The organism is Ancylobacter gelatini (assembly GCF_022601675.1).
Lineage (GTDB): Bacteria > Pseudomonadota > Alphaproteobacteria > Rhizobiales > Xanthobacteraceae > Ancylobacter > Ancylobacter gelatini.
This window is the reverse complement of the sequence record NZ_JAKVIL010000006.1, coordinates 202,378-222,347: the sequence shown is the minus strand read 5'-3', so window position 1 is coordinate 222,347 and position 19,970 is coordinate 202,378. Positions and strand designations below refer to the sequence as shown.

The 19,970-nt window shown below is 67.6% G+C and carries 22 protein-coding genes and 1 tRNA gene; 13 read left to right on the top strand and 10 right to left on the bottom strand.

The window, feature by feature from the left end:
* Positions 1 to 23 precede the first annotated feature (23 nt).
* Together MKI84_RS12750 and MKI84_RS12745 are read right to left on the bottom strand one after the other, a co-directional pair.
* A complete protein-coding gene (locus MKI84_RS12750; RefSeq protein WP_241619961.1) occupies positions 24 to 365 on the bottom strand; it encodes a hypothetical protein in 342 nt (113 codons plus the stop codon).
* Between the two features lie 68 nt (positions 366 to 433).
* On the bottom strand, positions 434 to 1,423 hold the full coding sequence (locus MKI84_RS12745; protein ID WP_241619959.1) for a zinc transporter ZntB: 990 nt from the start codon (positions 1,421 to 1,423) through the stop codon (positions 434 to 436).
* Between the two features lie 179 nt (positions 1,424 to 1,602).
* On the opposite strand from MKI84_RS12745, the gene MKI84_RS12740 reads away from it, so the two are divergent.
* A complete protein-coding gene (locus MKI84_RS12740; RefSeq protein ID WP_241619957.1) occupies positions 1,603 to 1,968 on the top strand; it encodes a hypothetical protein in 366 nt (121 codons plus the stop codon).
* 60 nt (positions 1,969 to 2,028) lie between these two features.
* Here MKI84_RS12740 and folK read toward each other — a convergent pair whose 3' ends face one another.
* The gene (folK, locus tag MKI84_RS12735; protein ID WP_241619955.1) at positions 2,029 to 2,595 is read right to left on the bottom strand and encodes a 2-amino-4-hydroxy-6-hydroxymethyldihydropteridine diphosphokinase; all 567 of its coding nucleotides are present in this window, start codon (positions 2,593 to 2,595) and stop codon (positions 2,029 to 2,031) included.
* On the bottom strand, positions 2,585 to 3,436 hold the full coding sequence (folP, locus tag MKI84_RS12730; RefSeq protein ID WP_241619953.1) for a dihydropteroate synthase: 852 nt from the start codon (positions 3,434 to 3,436) through the stop codon (positions 2,585 to 2,587). Before folP ends, folK begins: the two co-directional genes overlap by 11 nt.
* A gap of 160 nt (positions 3,437 to 3,596) precedes the next feature.
* On the opposite strand from folP, the gene MKI84_RS12725 reads away from it, so the two are divergent.
* From MKI84_RS12725 to MKI84_RS12715, 3 genes are all read left to right on the top strand, one after another.
* Positions 3,597 to 5,129, top strand: coding sequence for a helicase HerA-like domain-containing protein (locus MKI84_RS12725; protein WP_241619951.1), 1,533 nt, complete (start codon positions 3,597 to 3,599; stop codon positions 5,127 to 5,129).
* Positions 5,130 to 5,266: 137 nt separating this feature from the next.
* Complete coding sequence (locus MKI84_RS12720; RefSeq protein ID WP_241619949.1) at positions 5,267 to 6,649, top strand: M20/M25/M40 family metallo-hydrolase; 1,383 nt, start codon at positions 5,267 to 5,269, stop codon at positions 6,647 to 6,649.
* A gap of 10 nt (positions 6,650 to 6,659) precedes the next feature.
* Positions 6,660 to 7,520 (top strand): branched-chain amino acid aminotransferase, encoded by an 861-nt coding sequence (locus MKI84_RS12715; protein WP_241619948.1) that lies wholly within the window; start codon positions 6,660 to 6,662, stop codon positions 7,518 to 7,520.
* Positions 7,521 to 7,584: 64 nt separating this feature from the next.
* Here the strand turns inward: MKI84_RS12715 and MKI84_RS12710 are convergent, their stop codons facing one another.
* Positions 7,585 to 7,788 carry a CsbD family protein gene (locus MKI84_RS12710; protein WP_241619946.1) on the bottom strand — a complete coding sequence of 68 codons (204 nt, stop codon included), beginning with the start codon at positions 7,786 to 7,788 and terminating at the stop codon, positions 7,585 to 7,587.
* 97 nt (positions 7,789 to 7,885) lie between these two features.
* Here MKI84_RS12710 and meaB point away from each other — a divergent pair, with 97 nt between their 5' ends.
* From meaB to MKI84_RS12695, 3 genes are all read left to right on the top strand, one after another.
* Entirely contained in the window at positions 7,886 to 8,878 is a 993-nt protein-coding gene (meaB, locus tag MKI84_RS12705) for a methylmalonyl Co-A mutase-associated GTPase MeaB (protein WP_245404763.1), read from the top strand.
* Positions 8,879 to 9,024: 146 nt separating this feature from the next.
* On the top strand, positions 9,025 to 9,432 hold the full coding sequence (locus MKI84_RS12700; protein WP_241619944.1) for a response regulator: 408 nt from the start codon (positions 9,025 to 9,027) through the stop codon (positions 9,430 to 9,432).
* Positions 9,433 to 9,449: 17 nt separating this feature from the next.
* On the top strand, positions 9,450 to 10,082 hold the full coding sequence (locus MKI84_RS12695; protein WP_241619943.1) for a pyroglutamyl-peptidase I: 633 nt from the start codon (positions 9,450 to 9,452) through the stop codon (positions 10,080 to 10,082).
* On the opposite strand, the gene MKI84_RS12690 is transcribed toward MKI84_RS12695, so the two are convergent.
* Positions 10,060 to 10,389: a c-type cytochrome gene (locus MKI84_RS12690; protein ID WP_241619941.1), complete on the bottom strand. Its 330-nt coding sequence runs from the start codon at positions 10,387 to 10,389 to the stop codon at positions 10,060 to 10,062. The genes MKI84_RS12695 and MKI84_RS12690 overlap by 23 nt on opposite strands.
* Before the next feature lie 80 nt (positions 10,390 to 10,469).
* A complete protein-coding gene (locus MKI84_RS12685) occupies positions 10,470 to 11,780 on the bottom strand; it encodes a PQQ-dependent sugar dehydrogenase (RefSeq protein ID WP_241619939.1) in 1,311 nt (436 codons plus the stop codon).
* 320 nt (positions 11,781 to 12,100) lie between these two features.
* Here MKI84_RS12685 and MKI84_RS12680 point away from each other — a divergent pair, with 320 nt between their 5' ends.
* A complete protein-coding gene (locus MKI84_RS12680; RefSeq protein WP_241619937.1) occupies positions 12,101 to 13,027 on the top strand; it encodes a sulfite exporter TauE/SafE family protein in 927 nt (308 codons plus the stop codon).
* Positions 13,024 to 13,797 carry a TIGR02186 family protein gene (locus MKI84_RS12675; RefSeq protein ID WP_241619936.1) on the top strand — a complete coding sequence of 258 codons (774 nt, stop codon included), beginning with the start codon at positions 13,024 to 13,026 and terminating at the stop codon, positions 13,795 to 13,797. Before MKI84_RS12680 ends, MKI84_RS12675 begins: the two co-directional genes overlap by 4 nt.
* 6 nt (positions 13,798 to 13,803) lie before the next feature.
* Here MKI84_RS12675 and MKI84_RS12670 read toward each other — a convergent pair whose 3' ends face one another.
* Positions 13,804 to 15,240 (bottom strand): AtzE family amidohydrolase, encoded by a 1,437-nt coding sequence (locus tag MKI84_RS12670; protein WP_241619934.1) that lies wholly within the window; start codon positions 15,238 to 15,240, stop codon positions 13,804 to 13,806.
* Complete coding sequence (locus tag MKI84_RS12665; protein ID WP_241619932.1) at positions 15,237 to 15,443, bottom strand: DUF4089 domain-containing protein; 207 nt, start codon at positions 15,441 to 15,443, stop codon at positions 15,237 to 15,239. The genes MKI84_RS12670 and MKI84_RS12665 overlap by 4 nt, the downstream gene beginning before the upstream one ends.
* 180 nt (positions 15,444 to 15,623) lie before the next feature.
* Between MKI84_RS12665 and MKI84_RS12660 the strand changes: the two genes are divergently transcribed.
* The 4 genes from MKI84_RS12660 to MKI84_RS12645 all read left to right on the top strand — a co-directional run bounded on the left by MKI84_RS12660 (position 15,624) and on the right by MKI84_RS12645 (position 18,893).
* Positions 15,624 to 15,700, top strand: a tRNA-His gene (locus MKI84_RS12660).
* A gap of 206 nt (positions 15,701 to 15,906) precedes the next feature.
* The gene (locus tag MKI84_RS12655) at positions 15,907 to 16,953 is read left to right on the top strand and encodes a c-type cytochrome (RefSeq protein ID WP_241619930.1); all 1,047 of its coding nucleotides are present in this window, start codon (positions 15,907 to 15,909) and stop codon (positions 16,951 to 16,953) included.
* Between the two features lie 92 nt (positions 16,954 to 17,045).
* Positions 17,046 to 18,500 (top strand): DHA2 family efflux MFS transporter permease subunit, encoded by a 1,455-nt coding sequence (locus MKI84_RS12650; RefSeq protein ID WP_241619929.1) that lies wholly within the window; start codon positions 17,046 to 17,048, stop codon positions 18,498 to 18,500.
* Between the two features lie 105 nt (positions 18,501 to 18,605).
* Positions 18,606 to 18,893 carry a hypothetical protein gene (locus MKI84_RS12645; RefSeq protein ID WP_241619927.1) on the top strand — a complete coding sequence of 96 codons (288 nt, stop codon included), beginning with the start codon at positions 18,606 to 18,608 and terminating at the stop codon, positions 18,891 to 18,893.
* A 107-nt stretch (positions 18,894 to 19,000) separates the two neighbouring features.
* On the opposite strand, the gene MKI84_RS12640 is transcribed toward MKI84_RS12645, so the two are convergent.
* Complete coding sequence (locus MKI84_RS12640; protein WP_241619925.1) at positions 19,001 to 19,834, bottom strand: universal stress protein; 834 nt, start codon at positions 19,832 to 19,834, stop codon at positions 19,001 to 19,003.
* Positions 19,835 to 19,970: the final 136 nt, after the last annotated feature.

The following is a 19,970-nucleotide window of genomic DNA, read 5'->3' as shown; positions in this document are numbered from 1 at the left end:
TGGGAAGATCTGCCGTCCGTCACTCAGCCGGCATAAGGCCGGCGCGGGCGCGGCTGGTCGCTCAACACGCAGTAATCGTTCCAGAAATTGTACTGGAACGCCGAGCGCCACTGATAAAGCCAGTTGTCGCACTCCGCGCGCGTGCGGAAGCATCCCGAGACGGTGCGCGTGTCGAGACGGTTGAGATTGAGGCCCCATTGGCGCTGGCCGGTGAAATGCCCGTACCATAGCTTCGAGGGCGGGATGCTCCGCGCCATCGCGGTGCAGTCGCCACCGGGAAAGGTCCCGGTGAATTCGTAGGCTTCCGCCGCCCCTCCGAGCCCGGCCGCCAGCAGGCCGGCGGCAAGCACTGTGCTCACGCGCATGATCGAACTCCCGCCGGCCACCGCCGGCGCGCCATTCTACGCCGGCAAGGGCCACCGTGCCATCGCGTTCAGATCCAGCGCGCCCAGCGGAACAGCCCGACGGCCATGGCGACCCCGGCGAGCGTCGCGAGCACCGTCACGGTCCAGAACCCGCCGGGATCGTCGGAGCCGGGAATGCCGCCCACATTCATGCCCATCAGCCCGGTCATCAGCGTCAGCGGGGCGAACACCACGGTCACCACGGCGAGAATGAGCATGGAGCGGTTCATCTGCTCGGCGCGCCGTTCCACCATCTGGTCGTAGATCACCGCCGCGCGGTCGCGCACCGAATCCAGTTCCTCGGCGAAGCGCGTCACCCGGTCCGCCGCCTCGCGCAGGCGGTTGCGGTCGCGCCCGGTCAGCCAGGCGGCATCCTCGATCGAGAAATGGTTGAGCGCCTCCCGCTGCGGGGCGATGTAGCGGCGCAGGATGATGGCAACGCGCCGCAACTCGGCGACCTTCGGGCTGAGTGTGGACAGCGTCATGTTGAAGACGTTCTCCTCCAGCTCGTCCGCCTGCTCCGCCAGCGTGGTGATCACCGTGTCCATGCGGTCGACGAGGCGCAGCGACAGGTCGGCGATGAATTCGCCCGGCGTGCGCGGCGCCCGCCCGCGCGCGAGCGCATCCTCGAAATCCGCCACCGCCGACAGCGCGTGGGTCCGCACCGAGATGATGCGCGTCGGCTCGACCCAGAAGCGGATCGAGTGCATCTCGTCGGGCAGCGAATAGGGCATCAGGTTGATGCCGCGCAGGTTCAGGAACGCGCCGCTGTCGAACAGCAGGCAGCGCGGGCGCGTCTCCTCGGCGGTGAGCGATTCCGCGATGCCCGGCTCGATGGCGGGGTCGGCCTGGAGCCAGGGCTGCCGGCGCCGTTCCAGAAGTTGCAGGCTGATCCAGACGAAGGACCCGTCATCGGCCCGGCACCCGGCGCGAACCTCGTCCCAATTCAGGCGCCGCGCCCCGCCCCGCCCGTCGAACGCCCAGGCCGAGATCACGCCTTCGCTGTCGTAGTCCGGCAATCGTGAAGCTCCGCGATGGATGGGAATGAACAGGCGATGAATAAGGGCACAGCCATTCGTTCAGTTTGATGAACCTTTTGCAACAGCCGGTTCAGTTTGGGTTCGCGCAGGCAAGCGTAGCGTCCCCTTCACAGACGGCCATTCCGGCCGGAGCGCACCGCGAACGCCCAGAGGACATCATGATCCGCTTCGCAAAGGCTACCAAGATTGCCGCCCTCGCCTGTGTCGGCCTCACCCTCGCCGCCCTGCCCGCCGCAGCGGGCGGTCGCCATGGCGGCTGGGGCGGGCCGGGTTATGGCGGTCCGGGCTGGGGTGGTCCCGGCCCCGGTTACGGCCGTGGCTGGGGCGGGCCGCCGCGCGGCTATTACGGCCCGCGCCGCAACAATAACGGCGCCGCCATCGCCGCCGGCGTCATCGGCGGGCTGGTGCTCGGCGGTATCGCTGCCTCGGCCTACAACAACCAGCCGCGCTGCTGGGTCCAGCCCCAGACCTTCTATGACCGCTACGGCCGCCCCTTCTACCGGGACGTCGAAGTCTGCCGCTGAGTGTTTTCAGTTGAAGCGGTCGCAAGAGGCGGTGGAGCGATCCACCGCCTTTCTGCGTTTTCAGGCGCCGTCGAGCGGGTCGAGCTTGACGATGCCTGAGCGGTCGAGCCCCGCCAGCGCGTCGGTCACCTTCACGCCGCCGATCACCAGATCCGGCGCCAGCTCGCTGAGCGGGATCAGCGCGAAGGCGCGCTCCATCATGCGCGGATGCGGGATTTCGAGGTCGGGCTCGGCGATCACCTCATCGCCATAGAGCAGGATGTCGATATCAATGGTGCGCGGCCCGAAGCGCACCTCGCGGGTGCGGTCGCGCCCGAAGGCGTGCTCGACGCCGAGCGCCATGTTGAGCAGCTCCCGCGCGGAGAGTTCGGTCTCCACCGCCACCACGAGGTTGAGATAGGGCCCCTGCGGCACCGGCCCCCAGGGCGGGGTCTCGTAGAGCGAGGAGCGGGCGATGATCTTCAGCCCGATCCGCGCGATCAGCCCCACCGCCTTGGCCATGGTGCCGGCGCGGTCGCCGAGATTGGAGCCGAGGCACAGATAGGCGATGCGCTTGTGCACATGGCGCGGCCGGCGGACGAAGAAGTCGGGCGGCGAGGATTTAGCGGGCCGATCTTTAGGAAGCATTTCGGATCGCCTCCGTCACCCGCGCGGCCTGCACATGCTCGGCAACATCGTGGACCCGGATCATCGCGCAGCCGGCCATGATGCCGATGACGTTGGAGGCGATGGTGCCCGGCAGGCGCTGCGCCGGCGTGGTGTCGATCACCTTGCCGATCAGCGATTTGCGCGAGGTGCCGAGCAGGATCGGGAAGCCGAGCCGGCCGATTTCGTCCAAGCTGGCCAGCGCCTTCAGATTCTGCTCGAAGGTCTTGCCGAAGCCGATGCCGGGATCGAGGCTGAGGCGGTCGGGCCGGATGCCGGCCTTGGCCGCGCGCTCCAGCGCCTGCTCGAAGAAGGCGAGCATGTCGGCCACGATGTCGACCGAGCCATCCACCACCGCGCGATTGTGCATCGCCACCACGCCCGCCCCATGCGCGGCCGCGACCGGGGCCATTTCCGGGTCGCCCATCAGCCCCCAGATGTCGTTGACGATATGCGCGCCGCGCTTCAGCGCCGCTTCCGCCACCCGCGCCTTCTGGGTGTCGATCGAGATCGGCACGTTCACCGCCTCATCGCCCGCCAGCGCCTCCAGCACCGGCAGCACGCGCGCCATCTCTTCCTCGGCCGGCACCGGCGTATGGCCGGGCCTCGTCGATTCGCCGCCGATGTCGAGGATATCCGCGCCCTCCGCCACCAGCCGCCGGGCATTCATCAGCGCGTCGTCCAGCGCCGCGCTGCGCCCGCCATCGGAGAACGAATCCGGGGTCACATTGAGAATGCCCATCACCAGCGTGCGCCCAGCATAGTCGAGCGTGCGGCCGCGCGCGTCGAACTGGCGGTGCGGAGGTGGGGAAAGCGCGGGCATGGCTGAACCGGTATTTGAAGAAACCGCCCTTCCAATCGCCCGCACCGGCGTGGAAGGCAAGCGTTTCCGCCGGCCCGCCGTTCTTCCTCTCAAGGCGACTTGCCGAACCCGGTCGGGCTGCGCTCTATAGGCACACGAAGTACGGTCGCGGGAGAAGCGCATGTCCGGGGATATCGACGGCAAGATCTATCTCGGTCTGTCCGAAAAGCCGGAATATCTGACCCTCAAGCTCGCCAACCGCCACGGCCTCGCCACCGGCGCCACCGGCACTGGCAAGACGGTGACTCTGCAGACGCTGGCCGAGGGGTTTTCGCGCGCCGGCGTCCCCGTCTTCGCCGCCGACATCAAGGGCGACCTGTCCGGCGTCTCCATGCCCGGCGAGGGTCAGGACTGGATCCTCAAGCGCTGCGAGGAAATCGGCGTCGAATACATGCCCGACGAATTCCCCGTGGTGTTCTGGGACCTGTTCGGCGAGCAGGGCCACCCGGTGCGCGCCACGGTCTCGGAAATGGGCCCGCTGCTGCTGGCACGGCTGATGAGCCTCAACGACGTGCAGGAAGGCGTGCTGAACGTGGTGTTCCGCATCGCCGACGAGCAGGGCCTGCTGCTGCTGGACCTCAAGGACCTGCGCGCCATGCTGGCCTTCACGGCCGAGAACGCCTCCAAGCTCACCACCACCTATGGCAATGTCTCCTCCGCGACGGTGGGCGCCATCCAGCGTTCGCTGCTGGTTCTGGAAAATCAGGGCGCCGACAAGTTCTTCGGCGAACCGGCGCTGAAGATTTCCGACCTGATGCGGGTGGACCGCCGCTCGGGTTACGGCACCATCAACCTTCTCGCGGCCGACAAGCTGATGGGTTCGCCCCAGCTCTACGCCTCGTTCCTTTTGTGGCTGCTGTCGGAACTGTTCGAGGAGCTTCCCGAGGTCGGCGACCCGGACAAGCCGAAGATCGTGTTCTTCTTCGACGAGGCGCATCTCCTGTTCGACGAGGCGCCCAAAGCCCTGCTGCAGAAGGTCGAGCAGGTCGTGCGCCTCATCCGCTCCAAGGGCGTCGGCGTCTATTTCGTCACCCAGAACCCGCTCGATGTGCCGGAGAGCGTGCTCGCCCAGCTCGGCAACCGGGTGCAGCACGCGCTGCGCGCCTTCACCCCGCGCGACCAGAAGGCGGTCAAGGCCGCCGCCGACACCTTCCGCCCCAACCCGAAGCTGAACACGGCGCAGGTTATCACCGAGCTCGGCAAGGGCGAGGCGCTCATCTCCATGCTGGAGGGCAACGGCACGCCCTCCATGGTGGAGCGCACGCTGATCGCCCCGCCGGCCGGGCGCGTCGGGCCGGTGACGCCGGAACTGCGCAAGCTCGCTATCGAGCGCTCGCCGCTCAAGGGCATCTATGACGAGACGCTGGACCGCGAGTCGGCCTATGAGGTCCTCACCAAGCGCGCCGAGGCGAACGCGGCAGAGGAAGCGCCGCCGGCCGGCACGATCAAGCCCGGGCCCGACAAGGCCCCGGTGGAGGCCGATTCTGGCGGCGGCGGGCTGCTGGGCAGCGTGCTCGGCGGCATTTTCGGCACGCCCTCGCGCGGGCGCATGAGCATGGGCGAGCAGGTCACCCGGCAGGTCGCCCGCGAGGTCACCAATCAGGTGACCAAGGCCATTCTGCGCAATGTGCTCGGCGGCGCGCGACGACGATAGTTCCGCTCACCTTTTCAACGCATCCCGGCCGTCGCAAGGGCGAGGCCGGGCCCGCTTATCGTGCTGCCGGTCCCGGACATGGCCTTTCGGCCGCCGCGATGACGGCAGACAGAATTGAAGAACAAAGGACACTTCCGATGACCGATCTCGACCGCGTTCTCGCGCAGGTGGACGCCGATCTCGACGCCAGCCTTGAGCGTCTGTTCGCCTTCCTGCGCATCCCGTCGATCTCGACGGACCGCGCCTATGCGCAGGAGTGCCGCCGTGCCGGCCAGTGGCTGGTCGACGACCTCGCCTCGCTCGGCCTCAAGAGCACGCTCAACGACACGCCCGGTCACCCCATCGTCACCGGCCGCTCCGAGATGGGCGCGGCCAAGCGCGTGATGTTCTACGGCCATTACGACGTCCAGCCGGTCGACCCGCTGAACCTGTGGGACAACCCGCCTTTCGAGCCGAAGATCGTCGACGGGCCGGACGGCACAAAGCGGATCGTCGCGCGCGGCTCCTCCGACGACAAGGGTCAGGTCATGACCTTCGTCGAGGCCTGCCGGGCCTATCTCAAGGTCGCCGGCACGCTGCCGGTGGACGTGACCATCATGGTCGAGGGCGAGGAGGAGAACGGCTCCGGCAACCTGCCACCCTTCCTCGCCGCCAACAGGGACGCGCTCAAGGCCGACCTCGCCCTCGTCTGCGACACCGGCATGTGGGACCCGCAGACGCCCTCCATCGTCATCTCGCTGCGCGGGCTGATGCATGACGAGATCGTCATCACCTGCGCCGATCGCGACCTGCATTCGGGCTATTACGGCGGCGCCGCCGCCAACCCGCTGCATGTCCTCGCGAAAATCCTCGGCGAGGTCCACGGGCCGGATGGGCGCATCACCATTCCCGGCTTCTACGACGGCGTGATCGAGCCGCCGGATCATGTGAAGGCGGAATGGGCGAAGCTCGACCTCACGCCGGAGAACTTCCTCGGCCCGATCGGCCTCGCCAATCCCATCGGCGAACAGGACCGCTCGCTGGTCGAGATGATCTCCTCGCGCCCGACTTTCGAGGTCAACGGCATGTGGGGCGGCTATCTCGGCGAGGGCTCCAAGACCGTCATCCCGTCCATCGCCACCGCCAAGATTTCCTGCCGCCTCGTCGCTGATCAGGACCCCGTGCAGGTGCGCGACGCCGTGCGCGCCTATGTGCGCTCCCGTCTCCCGGCCGATTGCAAGGTCGAGTTCCTCGGCGGCGAGGGTTCGCGCGCGGTGGCGGTCTCCCACGACAACCCGGACCTCGCCAAGGCGGCGCAGGCTCTGGCGGACGAGTGGGGCAAGGCGCCGGTCACCGTCGGTGAAGGCGGCTCGATCCCGATCGTCGGCCATTTCAAGAAGACGCTCGGGCAGGACACGCTGCTGGTCGGCTTCGCGCAGGATGACGACCGCATTCACTCCCCGAACGAGAAATACGATCTCGCCTCGTTCCACAAAGGCATCCGCAGCTGGGTGCGCATACTCGCCGCGCTGGCGGCGTGAGGACAACATCATGAGCAACTGGTCGCAGACCTGGACCTTTCTCGACGGCGAATGGCAGGAGGGCAATGTCGCCATCATGGGCGTGCGCACCCACGCCGCCTGGCTCGGCACCTCGGTGTTCGACGGCGCGCGCTATTTCGAAGGCGTGATGCCGGACATCGATCTCCACGCCGCCCGCGTGAACCGCTCGGCCGTCGCCATGGGGCTCAAGGCCGTTGTGCCGGTGGAAAGGTGGATCGAACTGGCGTGGGAAGGCGCGAAGAAGTTCGCGCCCGAGACCGCGCTCTATATCCGCCCGATGTACTGGGCGGAGAGCCCGGGCGCGCGCACGGTCGACGCCGACCCGGAGTCCACCCGCTGGTGTCTCAGCCTCTACGAGGCGCCGATGCCGGAGCCGGGGCGCGGCACCTCGATCACGCTCTCCCCGTTCCGCCGCCCGACCATCGAATGTGCGGTGACCGACGCCAAGGCCGGCGCGCTCTATCCCAATAATGGCCGCGCGCTGGTCGAGGCCCACAAGCGCGGCTTCGACAATGCCGCCCTGTGCGATTTCCTGGGCAATGTCGCCGAGCTGGCCACCGCCAACGTGTTCATGGTCAAGGACGGCGTCGCCTTCACGCCGGCGATCAACGGCACCTTCCTCGCGGGCGTCACCCGTCTGCGCAGCATCGGGCTGATGCGCGAGGCCGGCATCGAGGTGCGCGAAATGGCGCTGAAGTGGGACGACTTCAAAGGCGCGGACGAGGTGTTCACCACCGGCAATTATTCCAAGGTCGCCCCGATCACCCGCGTCGAGGACCGCGACCTCCAGCCCGGCCCGGTGTTCCGCAAGGCCCGCGAACTGTACTGGGATTTCGCGCACGGGCGCTGACAACGCGAATGGCCGGGACAAGCCCGGCCATGACGTCGTTCGCTGGTGCCGTGGCGAGGCCGCGTCACATGCGGAAGCGGCTGCCCCAGTCGTCGACCTGCCGCTTGGCTTCGTCCTTGGCGATGCCATAGCGCTCCTGCAGGACGCCTTCGAGTTCCTCGCGCTTGCCGTGCAGGCGGTCGAGGTCGTCATCGGTCAGCTTGCCCCACTGCTGGCGCACCTGGCCCTTGACCTGCTTCCAGTTTCCTTCGATCCGATCCCAGTTCATCGCTGTTCTCCTGATGTTGGGGGAATGGTGTCAGCCTCGCCTCGTCAGGCGAATATCCGGCTGCTAGCATTGCCGGGATAACGCGCAGGTCCGGCTTTTGATCCAGAGCACCCTCCTTCCCACGCCCGAACAGCTTGCCGACGGCGTGCGCGGAGGCAGCCGCGCCATGCTGGCGCGCGCCATCACGCTGGTGGAATCGCGCAAGGAGAGCCACCGCGCGCTGGCCGAGCAACTGCTGCAGCTGCTGCTGTCGGAAACTGGCCGTGCCACGCGGGTCGGCATCACCGGGGTTCCCGGCGTCGGCAAGTCGACCAGCATCGATGCGCTCGGCGCCTATCTGCTGGGCGAGGGCCACCGGGTGGCGGTGCTGGCGGTCGACCCCTCCTCCACCCGCACCGGCGGCTCGATCCTCGGCGACAAGACCCGCATGGCGCGGCTGTCCATGGATGAGCGCGCCTTCGTGCGCCCCTCCCCGTCCGCCGGCACGCTTGGCGGCGTCGCGGCGCGCACGCGCGAGACCCTGCTGCTGTGCGAGGCCGCCGGCTATGACGTGGTGCTGGTGGAGACGGTCGGCGTCGGCCAGTCCGAGACCGCGGTCGCGGACATGACCGACACCTTCCTGGTGCTGATGCTGCCGGGCGCCGGCGACGAGCTTCAGGGCATCAAGAAGGGCATCATCGAGCTCGCCGATATCGTCGCGGTCAACAAGGCGGATGGCGAGAACGCGCTCCGCGCGCGGGCGGCGGCGAGCGAATATCGCGCCGCGCTCCATGTGCTGGGCGGACGCGAGGCACATTGGCAGGTGCCGGTGCTCACCTATTCGGGCCTCACCGGCGAGGGCATTGCCGCGCTCTGGGGGCAGGTGCTGCTACATGGCGAGCGGGCGCGGGCAGCAGGCGCGTTCGACGCCAAGCGGCAGGCCCAGCAGGTGAAATGGATGTGGACCCTGTTCGACGAGCGGCTGCGCGCCCGCATGCACGGCGACGCCGCCCTGCGTGCCCGGGTGCCGGAGATCGAGCGGGCGGTGGCCGACGGCCGGCTGGCGCCCACGCGCGGCGCGGCGGAAATCGCTCGGCTGCTGGGACTCTGAGACCAAAATGCCGCACTCGCCGTAGTTCGACCGTATAGTTGTGCAAACTTCTGGTAGGCAGGAATTCACCGCGCCCTCCCCCGGCTTGTGTCGGATCTATCCACCACTCATCCGGCGACCACGCCGGAGAAGGGAATGGCGACACGATGACAATTCCGAACCCGCTGAATGGCGCGCGCATCTTCATCGTCGAGGACGAGTCGCTGGTGGCCCTGATGATCGAGGCCATGGTCGAGGAACTCGGCGGCCAGGTGATCGGCAGCGCCCGGCGCATCGATGAAGCGCTGGATTTCGTCGGCTCCAGCCACGAACAGATCGACATCGCCCTGCTCGACATCAATCTCGGCGGCATGCACAGCTACGAGATCGCCCAGGCCGTGACCGGGTGGGGCATCCCGCTGGTATTCTCAACCGGCTATAATGACGGCTCGATCATCGAGGAATGGCGCAGCCAGCCGCTGCTGAGCAAGCCATTCCAACTCGCGGAGCTTCAGGCGGCGCTCGGCAACGCCATCGCCTCCCGCACCTCTGCCTCGCGCACCTCCGCCGCCTAGCTGCCGCGCAGCCTGCGATGGACGCGATCGGGCCGCGCATCCTCATCACCGGCTTCGGCCCCTTCCCCGGCGCGCCGGTCAATCCGTCCGCCGCCCTCGCGCGTCTGCTGGTTCGGCCGGGCAAGAGTGCGCGCGAGCTTCTGGTGCTTCCCACCACATGGGCGCAAGCGCGGGGCTTCGGCGAGGAGCTGGAGCGCCGCCAGCCGGACATCGTGCTGATGATCGGCCTCGCCGCGCGCCGGCGCGCGCTGTGCGTCGAGACCCGCGCGGTCAATCACGCCGGCGGCTTCCCGGACGTACGGCGTCGTCGGCCCGCCAGCCGCGCGCTGCGGCGCTTCGGCCCGCGCGAGATCGCCTGCGCGGCAGCGCCGGTGCCGCTGGTCCACGCGCTGCGGCAGGCCGGCCTTCCGGCGCGGGTCTCGCGCGATGCCGGTCGCTATATCTGCAACGCGCTCGCCTTCGAGGCCTATGGCTGGGCGGCGCGCGATTCCGGCCGGCTCGCCATCTTCGTGCACATCCCCTCGCCACGCTCCGCCCTGCCCCGCGCCCGGATGGCGCACGGCATGGCAGCGCTGCTCAAGACGCTGGAAGCGCAGTTCGCCGCCCGGCAGCGGGCCTCGCGCGGGCCTATGGCGGCGTCTGAACGGTAATCTCGATCGAGGCGTACCAGGCGGCGAGGTTGGCGATATCGGAATCGCTCAGATCCTTCACCACCACCGTCATCATCTCGTTGCTGCGCTTGCCGGAGCGGAACTCCTCCAGCGCCTTGGCGAGATACATCTCGACCTGCCCGGCGAGATTGGGCGCCTCGGGATGCTGCGACATCCCGTTGGTGCCGTGGCACACGGCGCATTGGGCGGAAGCCATCGTCCGCCCGGCCCGGGCATCCTGCGCCTGGACGGGCGCGCAGAGCATGATCGATACCGCCGCGAGCGGCACGGCATAAAGTCGCGTCATAAAGGTTTCCCGGCGTAGGTCAGAACGAGGAAATACTCCGCCCCGCGGCCCCTCATGCGGCCGCGGGGCGGTCGGTTTGATCACTCGCCGTAGGAAATGCGGTAAATCGCACCCGACGTATCGTCGGCGACCAGCAGCGAGCCGTCATTGAGCTGCGCCACCGAGGCGGGCCGCCCGAGATACTCGCCGTTCTTCAGCCAGCCTTCCGCGAAAGGCTCGCTCTTGGCCGCCGTGCCGTCCTCGTTCAGCGTGGTGAACATCACCCGCGCACCGACCGGGGTCGTGCGGTTCCACGAGCCGTGCTGCACCGAGAAGATGCCGCCCTTGTACTTCGCCGGGAACTGGTTGCCGGTGTAGAACGTCATGCCGAGATCGGCGGCATGGGCCACCATCTCGACTTCCGGCTTCACCGAATCCGCCGGCGGGGTCTTGTCCTTGTACTCGGCCGTGCGCACCGAGCCGCCGCCATAATAGGGGAAGCCGAAGGTCTGGCCGACCTTCACCGCGCGGTTCAGTTCGCCGGGCGGGATGTCGTCACCCATGCCGTCGACCTGGTTGTCGGTAAACCACAGGGTCTTGTCCTTCGGGTTGAAGTCCATGCCGACCGAGTTGCGCACGCCCCAAGAATAGACATTCCGGTTCTTGCCATCGCGGTCCATCTGCACGATGCCGCCAATGCCCCATTTCTTGTAGAGGTCGTATTTCTCCGGCGCGAACACGTTGAAGGGCTGGCCGAGCGTGATGTAGAGCTTGTCGTCCGGCCCGATGCGGCAGACGCGCGCGGTGTGGTTGTAGGATTCCTCTTCCTTGGGAATGAGTTCACCCTGCTTCACCACCTCGAAGGCCGCGACGTCCGGCCCCTCATAGAAGAACTCCGCGGCCGGGAACAGCAGCACGCGGTTCTGTTCCGCGACGAAGAGGAAGCCGTCCTTCGAGAAGCAGACGCCATGCGGCAGCTTCATCTGGATCGAGGGCGCGAACGGCTTCACCTCGTCGGCGACCCGATCCTTGTCGCGGTCGGTCACGGCCCAGACCTTGGTCTTGCGGGTGCCGACGAACACCACGCCGGTGGTCGGCCCCACCGCCATCTCGCGCGCATCCGGCACGATGGCGTAGAGCGCGATCTTGAAGCCGTCGGGCAGCTTGATGCCGGAAAGGGTCTTGTTCAGGGCGGCGGCACGCGGCCCGCCCTGCGGCACGGTCACCATTTCCAGCGGCGTGTCGGTCGCCTGGAAATTGGAAAGCTTGTTCAGGTTTTCCGTGGACTGCGCGAGAGCCGGCCCCGTGGCGGCCGTACCGGCCAACAGGGCTCCCGCGAACATCGTGGATGCGAGCAATATGGACGCGCGCGACTTGCTGGCCGCTCGCGCGCGGCGCCGGTTATTGATCATGTAGTCCTCCCAGAACTCGAACCTCGAACGGGCTCGTTAACGGGCGGCACGCTAGCACGATGGAAATTTACGTTAAGTCAGTTTCAATGACCTATCTAACGAATACATGATATGTATTTGAAAAATTTTGCGATTGCTCGCCATAGTACAATGCTACTCCGAGGAACGCACCATACGTTATAATTTCACACCTTATTCCTAATACCAGAGCCCGCCAGCCAGCCCTGCGGATCGGTCGACGCGTGACGCGCAATCATGCCCTGTTAGCGAAATCCTGCTAAGCGGGGGCATCTATCCCCTGCGGACGGGAATCATCTGGCGTGACGATCTATCTGCCGATCGCCGAACTTCCGGTGAACATCTTCACCCTCCTGGCGCTCGGCATCGCCGTCGGGTTCATCTCCGGCATGTTCGGGGTCGGCGGCGGCTTCCTCATGACGCCGCTGCTGATCTTTCTCGGCGTCTCCCCGGCCGTGGCGGTGGCCAGCGTGTCCACCCACATGGCGGCCTCGTCCTTTTCCGGCACGCTGAACTATCTCCGGCGCAAACTGGTGGACGTCCAGCTCGGCCTCGTCCTGCTCTCGGGAGGCCTCACCGGCACATTGGCCGGCGTGGTCGTGTTCATGGTGCTGCGCCGCTACGGCCAGCTCGATCTGGTGATCGCGGTTTCCTACATCACGCTGCTCGGCGCCATCGGCTCGCTGATGGTGATCGAGAGCCTGCGCGCGCTCATCCGCAACTGGCGCGGGCAGGCCGTGCAGGTGCGGCGGCCGGGGGCGCATCCGTGGTTCCTGCGCATGCCGTTCAAGATGCGCTTCCGCCAGTCGCGCATCTATGTCTCGATCATCCCCGTGGTGACGATCGGCTTTGCTATCGGCTTTCTCGGCGCGCTGATGGGTATTGGCGGCGGCTTCATCCTGGTGCCGGCGCTGATCTATCTGCTGCGCGTGCCAACGCTGACCTCGGTCGCCACCTCGCTGCTGCTCACCCTCGTCACCATGGTCGCCGCCATCGTGATGCACGCCGTGCTCAACCAGACCGTGGATGCGGTGCTCGGTTTGGTGCTGATGATCGGCGGCACCATCGGGGCGCAGTTCGGCGCGCGGGCCGGGCAGTCGATGAAGGCGGAGAATCTGCGCCTGCTGCTCGGCCTTCTGGTGCTCGCCGTCGGCATCCGCGTCGCGGTCGACCAGATCGCCCGCCCGGCGGATCTCTATGCCGTCACCATCAACGAGGGCGCGCGATGATCGCCCCCCTCGCCCGCCTGCTCGTCCTCGCGCTGCTGCTTGCCGCCGGCCCGGCGGGCGCGACCGAGCTTGTCCTGTCGCTTTCCAAGCCGCGCGTCACCATCACCTCCAGCTTCACCGGCGACAGTATCGTGCTGTTCGGCGTGATCGAGCCGGGCGCCGATGCGCCGACCGATGTGACCTATGACGTGGTGATATCGGCGCGCGGGCCCAATGAGAGCTTCGTCACCTGGCGCAAGGAACGGCGCTTCGGCCTGTGGACCAATGGCGACAGCCGCACCTTCGTCGCCGCCCCCTCCTATCTCGCCGTGCTCAGCAACCGGCCGCCAGCGCAGATCGCGGCACCCGACATCTTGCGGCAGGAACAGGCCGGCTTCGCGCAGAACCGCCTGCTGCAACGCCTCGGCACCGATTACGCTGACGTCGTGCCCGGCGACCCGTTCCGGCAGGCCTTCCTGCGGGTGAAGCAGACGCAGGGCCTCTATCTGGAGCGCACCGACGCTGTGGAATTCCTTGCCCCGCGCGTGTTTCGAGCCGCCATCCCGCTGCCCGGCATCGCCCCGGTCGGGCGCTACGATGTGGTGGTCAAGCTGTTCGCGAACGGCGACATGCTGAAGCGCGGCGCCACGACGCTCGATGTCGCGAAGGTCGATTTCGAGCAGGCGGTGGCGACCGCCGCGCAGGACCACGCCTGGCTTTACGGGATCGTCACCGCCCTCGGCGCGTTGATGGTCGGCTTCATCGGCAACCTCGTGTTCCGTCGCGACTGACCACCCTCAGAGCACCGGCTCGGGCGCATAGGCGATACCTGCTGCCTCCAGCGCGGCGGCTGCCCGCAGGGCGATATCCTCCCGCCACGGCGCCGCGATAAGCTGCACCGCGATCGGGAGCGGGTCCCCGCTCGGGATCGGCACGGCGGCGACCGGCAGGCCGATGAAGGAAATCGGCTGGGTGTAGATGCCGATATTCGGCCGCACCAGCATCTCCTTGCCGTCGAGCACGAAGGTCTTCTGTCCGCTCAACGGCGCCGGCACCGGGGTCGCCGGGGCAATCAGCACGTCATACTGCGCGAACAGCTCCAGCGCGCGGGCGTGGAACCAGCGGCGGAACTTCTGTGCCTTGACGATCCAGTGTCCGGGCAAGGCCGCGCCCGCCAGCAGCCGCTCGCGCACCGCCGGGTCGAAATCCGGTCCCCGCTCGCGCAGCCGGTCGATGTGCAGCGACGAACCTTCGGCCATGGAGATGATGAAGGCGCTGGCCCGCGCCCGCTCGACCTCCGGCAGTTCCACCGTATCGACGGCGCCCAGCACCTTCGCCGCGCGCGCCACCGCCGCGAAGGCCTGCGGCATGCCCGCCTTCGCGAACCAGCCTCCGAGCACCGCCACCCGCAGGCCGTCGGCACCGCGCGGCAGCTCCGGCAAGGTCGGGCTTGCCGGGATGTCGGGCATGGCCTCGTCATCGCGGTCATGGCCCAGCATCGCATCATAGGCGCTCGCCAGATCGGCGACATTGCGGGCGAACGGACCGAGATGGTCGAAGCTCGCGACGAAAGGAAAGGTGCGGGCGCGCGAGAGCCGGCCATAGGTCGGCTTCAGCCCGAAAATGCCGCTGAAGGAGGACGGCACGCGGATCGAGCCATTGGTATCCGAGCCAAGCGCGAGCGGCACCAGCTTGCCGCCGACCGCCGCCCCCGAACCGCCGGACGAGCCGCCGGACATATGGGCGAGGTCGTGCGGATTGCGGGAATCGCCGTCATGGGCGTTTTCGCCGGTGAAATCATAGGCATATTCGCCCATGTTCAGCGCACCCACACAGATCGCCCCGGCCGCCTCCAGCCGCTCCACCAGCGCCGCGTCGCGACTGGCGGGGGCATGGTCGCGATTGATCTTGGAGCCGGCGACGGTGACGACGCCCGCAAGGTCGAACAGGTTCTTCACCGCGAAGGGCACGCCGGCCAGCGGGCCCAGCGCCTCGCCCTTCGCGCGGGCGGCGTCCAGCGCGTCGGCGCGGGTGCGGGCGCGCTCGGAGGCGACATGGGTGAAGGCGGTAAGCAGCGGATCAGCCTGCGCGATCCGCTCCAGCGTTGCCTCGACGATGGCGCGGGCCGAAACCTCGCCACCGCGCACGGCGGCGGCGATCGTCAGCGCCGGCCCGGCAGCAAGGTCGTTCGCATCGAGGCTGACGGCGTCCGTCTTGGTTGTGTCCGCGCTCATGGCACATAGACCGGAGCGGGCTCCGCCTCGTCGGACATCGGGAAGCTCATCACCAGATCGCCCATTTGCGCGGCAATGGTGAAGTGCATGAGCACCCGCTCGCGCAGTTCCGGCTCGACCGGCAATGCCAGCAGGTCGAGAGTGGCGTCGAGATGGGTCGCGAGCCGCGTATCCGGCCCTTCCGTCGGTATCACTTCGCTCACGCACGGCTCCTCTGAACCCGGCGGGACGCGTTGTCCCTCGCCCCATTGCATACAGGAAGCATGCCATAATCGCAGAGCTGGCGGCGGCCGCTGGGGATGTTTTCCACTACCCGCATCTGCGCGCGGCGGCGGCCTTGCAAAGCGTGAACTCCCCGAGTAGGTTCCGCGCCGTTCTGGCATGCAGCTGTAGCTCAGTTGGTTAGAGCGCCGGTCTGTGGAACCGGAGGTCGGTGGTTCGAGCCCACCCAGCTGTACCAGAAAAGATCCGGGAGCCTTGGCGCGCAGCGCCGGCTCCCCTTCCCATGCCGGAATCTCCCCATAATTCGCGCGATGTCCGCATGGCGCCTTGAATCGTTCCAAAGCATGATGCAGGTCCCTCGGCACCGCCGCGACGCCGGTCCGGGAGGTACGGCGCGCTGATATCCGGCCCCGTGCAGGCATGCGTTCGCGCGGACCGCCCCTCATGTCCACCCGCTCCCGCGCCAGCCTTCCAAGCACCGCGCTTACATTGGCTAGCCTCGCCCTTGCCGTCGCGCTTCTGGCTCTCCCGCTCACGCTGCTTGCACAGCCCATCGCGTCGGACGCTCCGGAAAAGGTCGTCGTCTGGGATGTTCCCGCCTTCGACGAGCTGCCGGATGACGCGTTTGGCCGATTGGCGCGCTACGGGCGCTCGGTGATCGAAGCGACCTATGCCCATGTCGGCCCCGCCGTCGGCGACCCGCAGGCGCGCTACGCCGGCAATAATCTCGCCTGCGCCAATTGCCATCTTGCCGCCGGGCTCAAGAAATTCGGCCTGCCGCTGGTCGCCGCCTCGGCGGATTATCCGGCCTACAGCACGCGCAGCGGCGAGGTCGCCTCGCTGTTCGACCGGGTGAACCAGTGCATGAGGCGCAGCATGAACGGGCGCCCCATGCCGGCCGATGCCCGGCCCATGCAGGCCATCCTTGCCTATCTCGACGTGCTCTCCGCCCATATCCCGGCCGATGAAGCGATTGCAGGGGGTGGTGCGGGCAACATGCCGGAACTCGCCCGCGCGGCCGACCCGGCACGCGGCGCGCCGCTCTATCAGCAGCATTGCGCGGATTGCCATCGCCGCGACGGGCTCGGCGTGCGCCGCAACGAGGCGCTGCCGCAGCGGGGCTATGCCGTTCCCCCGCTCTGGGGCCCCGACAGTTTCAACGACGGCGCCGGCCTCGCTCGCCTGATCACGCTCGCGAACTTCGTCCATGACAACATGCCGAACGGCACCTCCTGGGTGCTGCCGACACTGCCGCCGGAGGAGGCTTGGGATGTCGCCGCCCATGTGCTCGCCCAGCCGCGCCCGGCGATGGCGAATCTCGACGCGGATTTCCCCGATCTGCTGCTGAAACCGGTCGACACGCCCTACGGCCCCTATGCCGACGGCTTTCCCCAGGCGCAGCACCGTTTCGGCCCGTTTGGCCCGATTCGGGCCGAGATCGCCCGGCTGAAGGCCGAGCGCGGCAGCGTGCCAAATCCGAACGCGCGCTAGCCGCTTCCCACGCCGCATCTGGCCACCGCCGATCCCGCCCGCTAGACTTCCGGCCCGCTATCTTGCCGCCCACGCTTCAGCCGGAGTCCGCCGTGTTTCGCGAGCCTGAACCGCTTCCGGCCATCGCGAATCGCCCGTCCTATGTCTGGATCGTGGTCGGTACAGTCTGCATCGGGGCCTTCATGGGCCAGCTGGATGCCAGCATCACGCAACTGGTGCTGCCGGCACTGGAGGCGAGTTTCGACAGTTCCGTCGATGTCGTGAGCTGGGTAGCGGTGGTCTATCTGGTGACGGCGGCCGCCACGCTGCCACTGTTCGGGCGCCTTGCGGATCTTTATGGCCGCAAGCTGCTGTACACGTTCGGCTTTCTGGTGTTCGTGCTTGGCTCCGGCCTGTGCGGCTTCGCGACCTCGCTGGAAGCGCTTATCGCGGCGCGGGCCCTGCAGTCGATCGGCTCGGCCATGCTCACAGCGAACAGCGTCGCCATCGTGGTCTCGATCGCCAGCCATTCCAATCGCGGCAAGGCTCTGGGCATTCAGGCGGCGATGCAGGCGGTCGGCCTGTGCGCCGGGCCGACACTGGGCGGGCTCATCCTCAGCGCTCTGGACTGGCGCTGGGTGTTCTGGGTCAATGTTCCGGTCGGATTGATCGGTGCGGCCATCAGCTGGTTCGTCCTGCCGGTGACCACGCTGCCGGAACGGCGGGGGCGGTTCGACGGTTTCGGCGCGGTGCTGCTGGTGCCCGGTCTCGGCGCGCTGATGCTGGCGGTCAACCAGGCCGGGTCCTGGGGCCCGGCATCGCCGGCCATCCTCGCCAGCGCCGGCGCGGCGGTCCTGCTTCTCGGCCTGTTCGTCTGGCATGAGGGCCGCACGCGCGAGCCGCTGGTGTCGCTGGCGCTGTTCCGGCGCCCGGCCTTCAGCCTCGGCAACGCGGCGAGCCTGCTCGCCAACGCCATTCTGTTCGCGCTCTTCTTCCTGATGCCGTTCGCCTATCAGCGCGTCTTCCATCAGGATGTGCTGGCCGCCGGGCTCTACCTCACCGCCATCCCGATTGCGCTCGCTTTGCTCGCCCCGCTCAGCGGCGCGCTGTCGGACCGTATGGGCTACCGCGCCTTGTGCACGGCCGGCATGCTGGTGGCGGCGGCCGGGCTGATGCTGCTGCACAGCCTTCTGGCGAGCCCCGAGGCCAGCGTGGCGATGATCACGCTCGCCCTCGCCCTGATCGGCGTCGGACAAGGGCTGTTCTTTGCACCCAACAACAACGCCATCATGGGCAGCGCGACCAGCGACGAGACCGGCGAGGCCGGCGGCGTCATGAACGTCACCCGGAACATCGGCACCAGCCTCGGCATCGCGGTTGCGGCGGCGCTGCTGTCCTGGCAGTTGCGAGCGGGCGGCTCGCCCGTCGCCTCGACCCACCTCGCCCCGCCGGCCGAGTTGCTCTCGGCGATCCGACTGGTGGTGGCGGTGCTGGCCGGCGGCGCGCTGGCGGCGGCGCTGGCCTCGTTCGTTCGGCCCGCGCCGCGCGGAACGGACACGCGCAAATGAAGCTTCCCCTAGGTCGGCTATGGTAAGTTGATGTCATCAGCCGGTGGGCGCCTCGCTGAAAAGCCGTCGCCCACCCATCAACCGAAGCGTTTTCGAGGACCTGTCATGCGTGCCGCACTGCTTTCACTTCCCTTCGTCCTGCTCGCCGCTCCCGCCTTCGCCCAGGGCATGCCGAACTCGCTGAACATGACCTGTTCGGCCACGCGCGCCATGGTCCAGCAGCAGGGCGCCGTGGTGATCGCGACCGGCCCGAACGTGTATCAGCGCTATGTCGCGGACCAGCGCTATTGCGATTATGGCGAGGAGACCTATCCGGCCTGGATCCAGACGCAAGATCAGTCGCAGTGCTATGTCGGCATGGAGTGCAAACAGCCGATGCATAGCGACCGCTGAGCCACGCCGGACATGAAAAAGGCCGGCCCGGGCATTCCGGACCGGCCTCAGGCGCCGTCAGGCGCCGAATGAAAGGCGAGGCACCGAGCGAGGCGCCCCGCGGTCGCTCAATGCGCCAGCAGCAGCGGCACCGTCATGCGGTCGAGCATGTCGCGCGTCACGCCGCCAAGCACGAACTCGCGCAGACGCGAATGGCCGTATCCGCCCATCACCACGAGGTCGATGTCGCGTGCCGCCACTTCCTTCAGCAGAACATCGACGATGCCCTCATCTCCGGTCGGCACCAGCCGGCGCAGCTCGACATTCTTGTCATGGCGCGACAGATGGCGGGCAAGGTCCGCTCCCGGCAGGGCGTTCGGCTTGTTGCGGCCGGTATCGACGACCACCGCCTCGACAAAGTCGGCGTGTTCGAGCAGCGGCCGGGCCTCCGCCACCGCGCGCGCGGACGCGCGCCCGCCGTCCCACGCCACCATGATGCGCTTGGCCGAGAACGGCTTGGACTGGTTGCGCGGCACCAGAAGCACCGGCCGGCCCGAATCGAACAGCACCGCCTCGGCGATCACTTCCTCGGAGCCGAGATTGTCCGGGTCTGCCTGACTCACGATGGCGAGGTCGTAAAGCCGCGCCATGATGGCAATCTGCTCGGCGGCGCCGCCGGGGGTGCCGTCAATCGTGCGCACCTCTCCGGTGATCTCCAGCGAGCGCGTGGCCTCGCCGAAACGTGCAACCGCCTGATCGGCCAGGCGCTTGCCTTCCGCGCGCTGCGCCTCGATGAAATCGGTCGAGAACGCCTCCGTATAGACCGGGGGAACGTCGATCTCATAGCTCACCGCGACGCCGGTGAGATGAGCCCCAAGCCGCGCCGCGGCGGACACCGCATAGTCCACGGTGCTGTCCGGCCCCTCGCCACTGCGCAGGCTGACGAGAATGTCCTTGATCATATGCACTCCTCCCGTTCTTGATTTCGTTGATCTTTTGCACCCGAACACATGTGGCGGCATTGACGAGCGTCAATATGATGACCTTACGTCATGCCGAAATGTCGCATAAACGCCCTACCTTGGCACCATGCGCGCT

Coding starts and splice junctions, on each gene's coding strand:
- MKI84_RS12750 (WP_241619961.1), bottom strand. CDS start 365: ATGCGCGTGAGCACAGTGCTTGCCGCCGGCCTGCTGGCGGCCGGGCTC.
- MKI84_RS12740 (WP_241619957.1), top strand. CDS start 1,603: ATGATCCGCTTCGCAAAGGCTACCAAGATTGCCGCCCTCGCCTGTGTC.
- folK (WP_241619955.1), bottom strand. CDS start 2,595: ATGCTTCCTAAAGATCGGCCCGCTAAATCCTCGCCGCCCGACTTCTTC.
- folP (WP_241619953.1), bottom strand. CDS start 3,436: ATGCCCGCGCTTTCCCCACCTCCGCACCGCCAGTTCGACGCGCGCGGC.
- MKI84_RS12725 (WP_241619951.1), top strand. CDS start 3,597: ATGTCCGGGGATATCGACGGCAAGATCTATCTCGGTCTGTCCGAAAAG.
- MKI84_RS12720 (WP_241619949.1), top strand. CDS start 5,267: ATGACCGATCTCGACCGCGTTCTCGCGCAGGTGGACGCCGATCTCGAC.
- MKI84_RS12715 (WP_241619948.1), top strand. CDS start 6,660: ATGAGCAACTGGTCGCAGACCTGGACCTTTCTCGACGGCGAATGGCAG.
- MKI84_RS12710 (WP_241619946.1), bottom strand. CDS start 7,788: ATGAACTGGGATCGGATCGAAGGAAACTGGAAGCAGGTCAAGGGCCAG.
- MKI84_RS12700 (WP_241619944.1), top strand. CDS start 9,025: ATGACAATTCCGAACCCGCTGAATGGCGCGCGCATCTTCATCGTCGAG.
- MKI84_RS12695 (WP_241619943.1), top strand. CDS start 9,450: ATGGACGCGATCGGGCCGCGCATCCTCATCACCGGCTTCGGCCCCTTC.
- MKI84_RS12690 (WP_241619941.1), bottom strand. CDS start 10,389: ATGACGCGACTTTATGCCGTGCCGCTCGCGGCGGTATCGATCATGCTC.
- MKI84_RS12685 (WP_241619939.1), bottom strand. CDS start 11,780: ATGATCAATAACCGGCGCCGCGCGCGAGCGGCCAGCAAGTCGCGCGCG.
- MKI84_RS12675 (WP_241619936.1), top strand. CDS start 13,024: ATGATCGCCCCCCTCGCCCGCCTGCTCGTCCTCGCGCTGCTGCTTGCC.
- MKI84_RS12670 (WP_241619934.1), bottom strand. CDS start 15,240: ATGAGCGCGGACACAACCAAGACGGACGCCGTCAGCCTCGATGCGAAC.
- MKI84_RS12655 (WP_241619930.1), top strand. CDS start 15,907: ATGTCCACCCGCTCCCGCGCCAGCCTTCCAAGCACCGCGCTTACATTG.
- MKI84_RS12645 (WP_241619927.1), top strand. CDS start 18,606: ATGCGTGCCGCACTGCTTTCACTTCCCTTCGTCCTGCTCGCCGCTCCC.
- MKI84_RS12640 (WP_241619925.1), bottom strand. CDS start 19,834: ATGATCAAGGACATTCTCGTCAGCCTGCGCAGTGGCGAGGGGCCGGAC.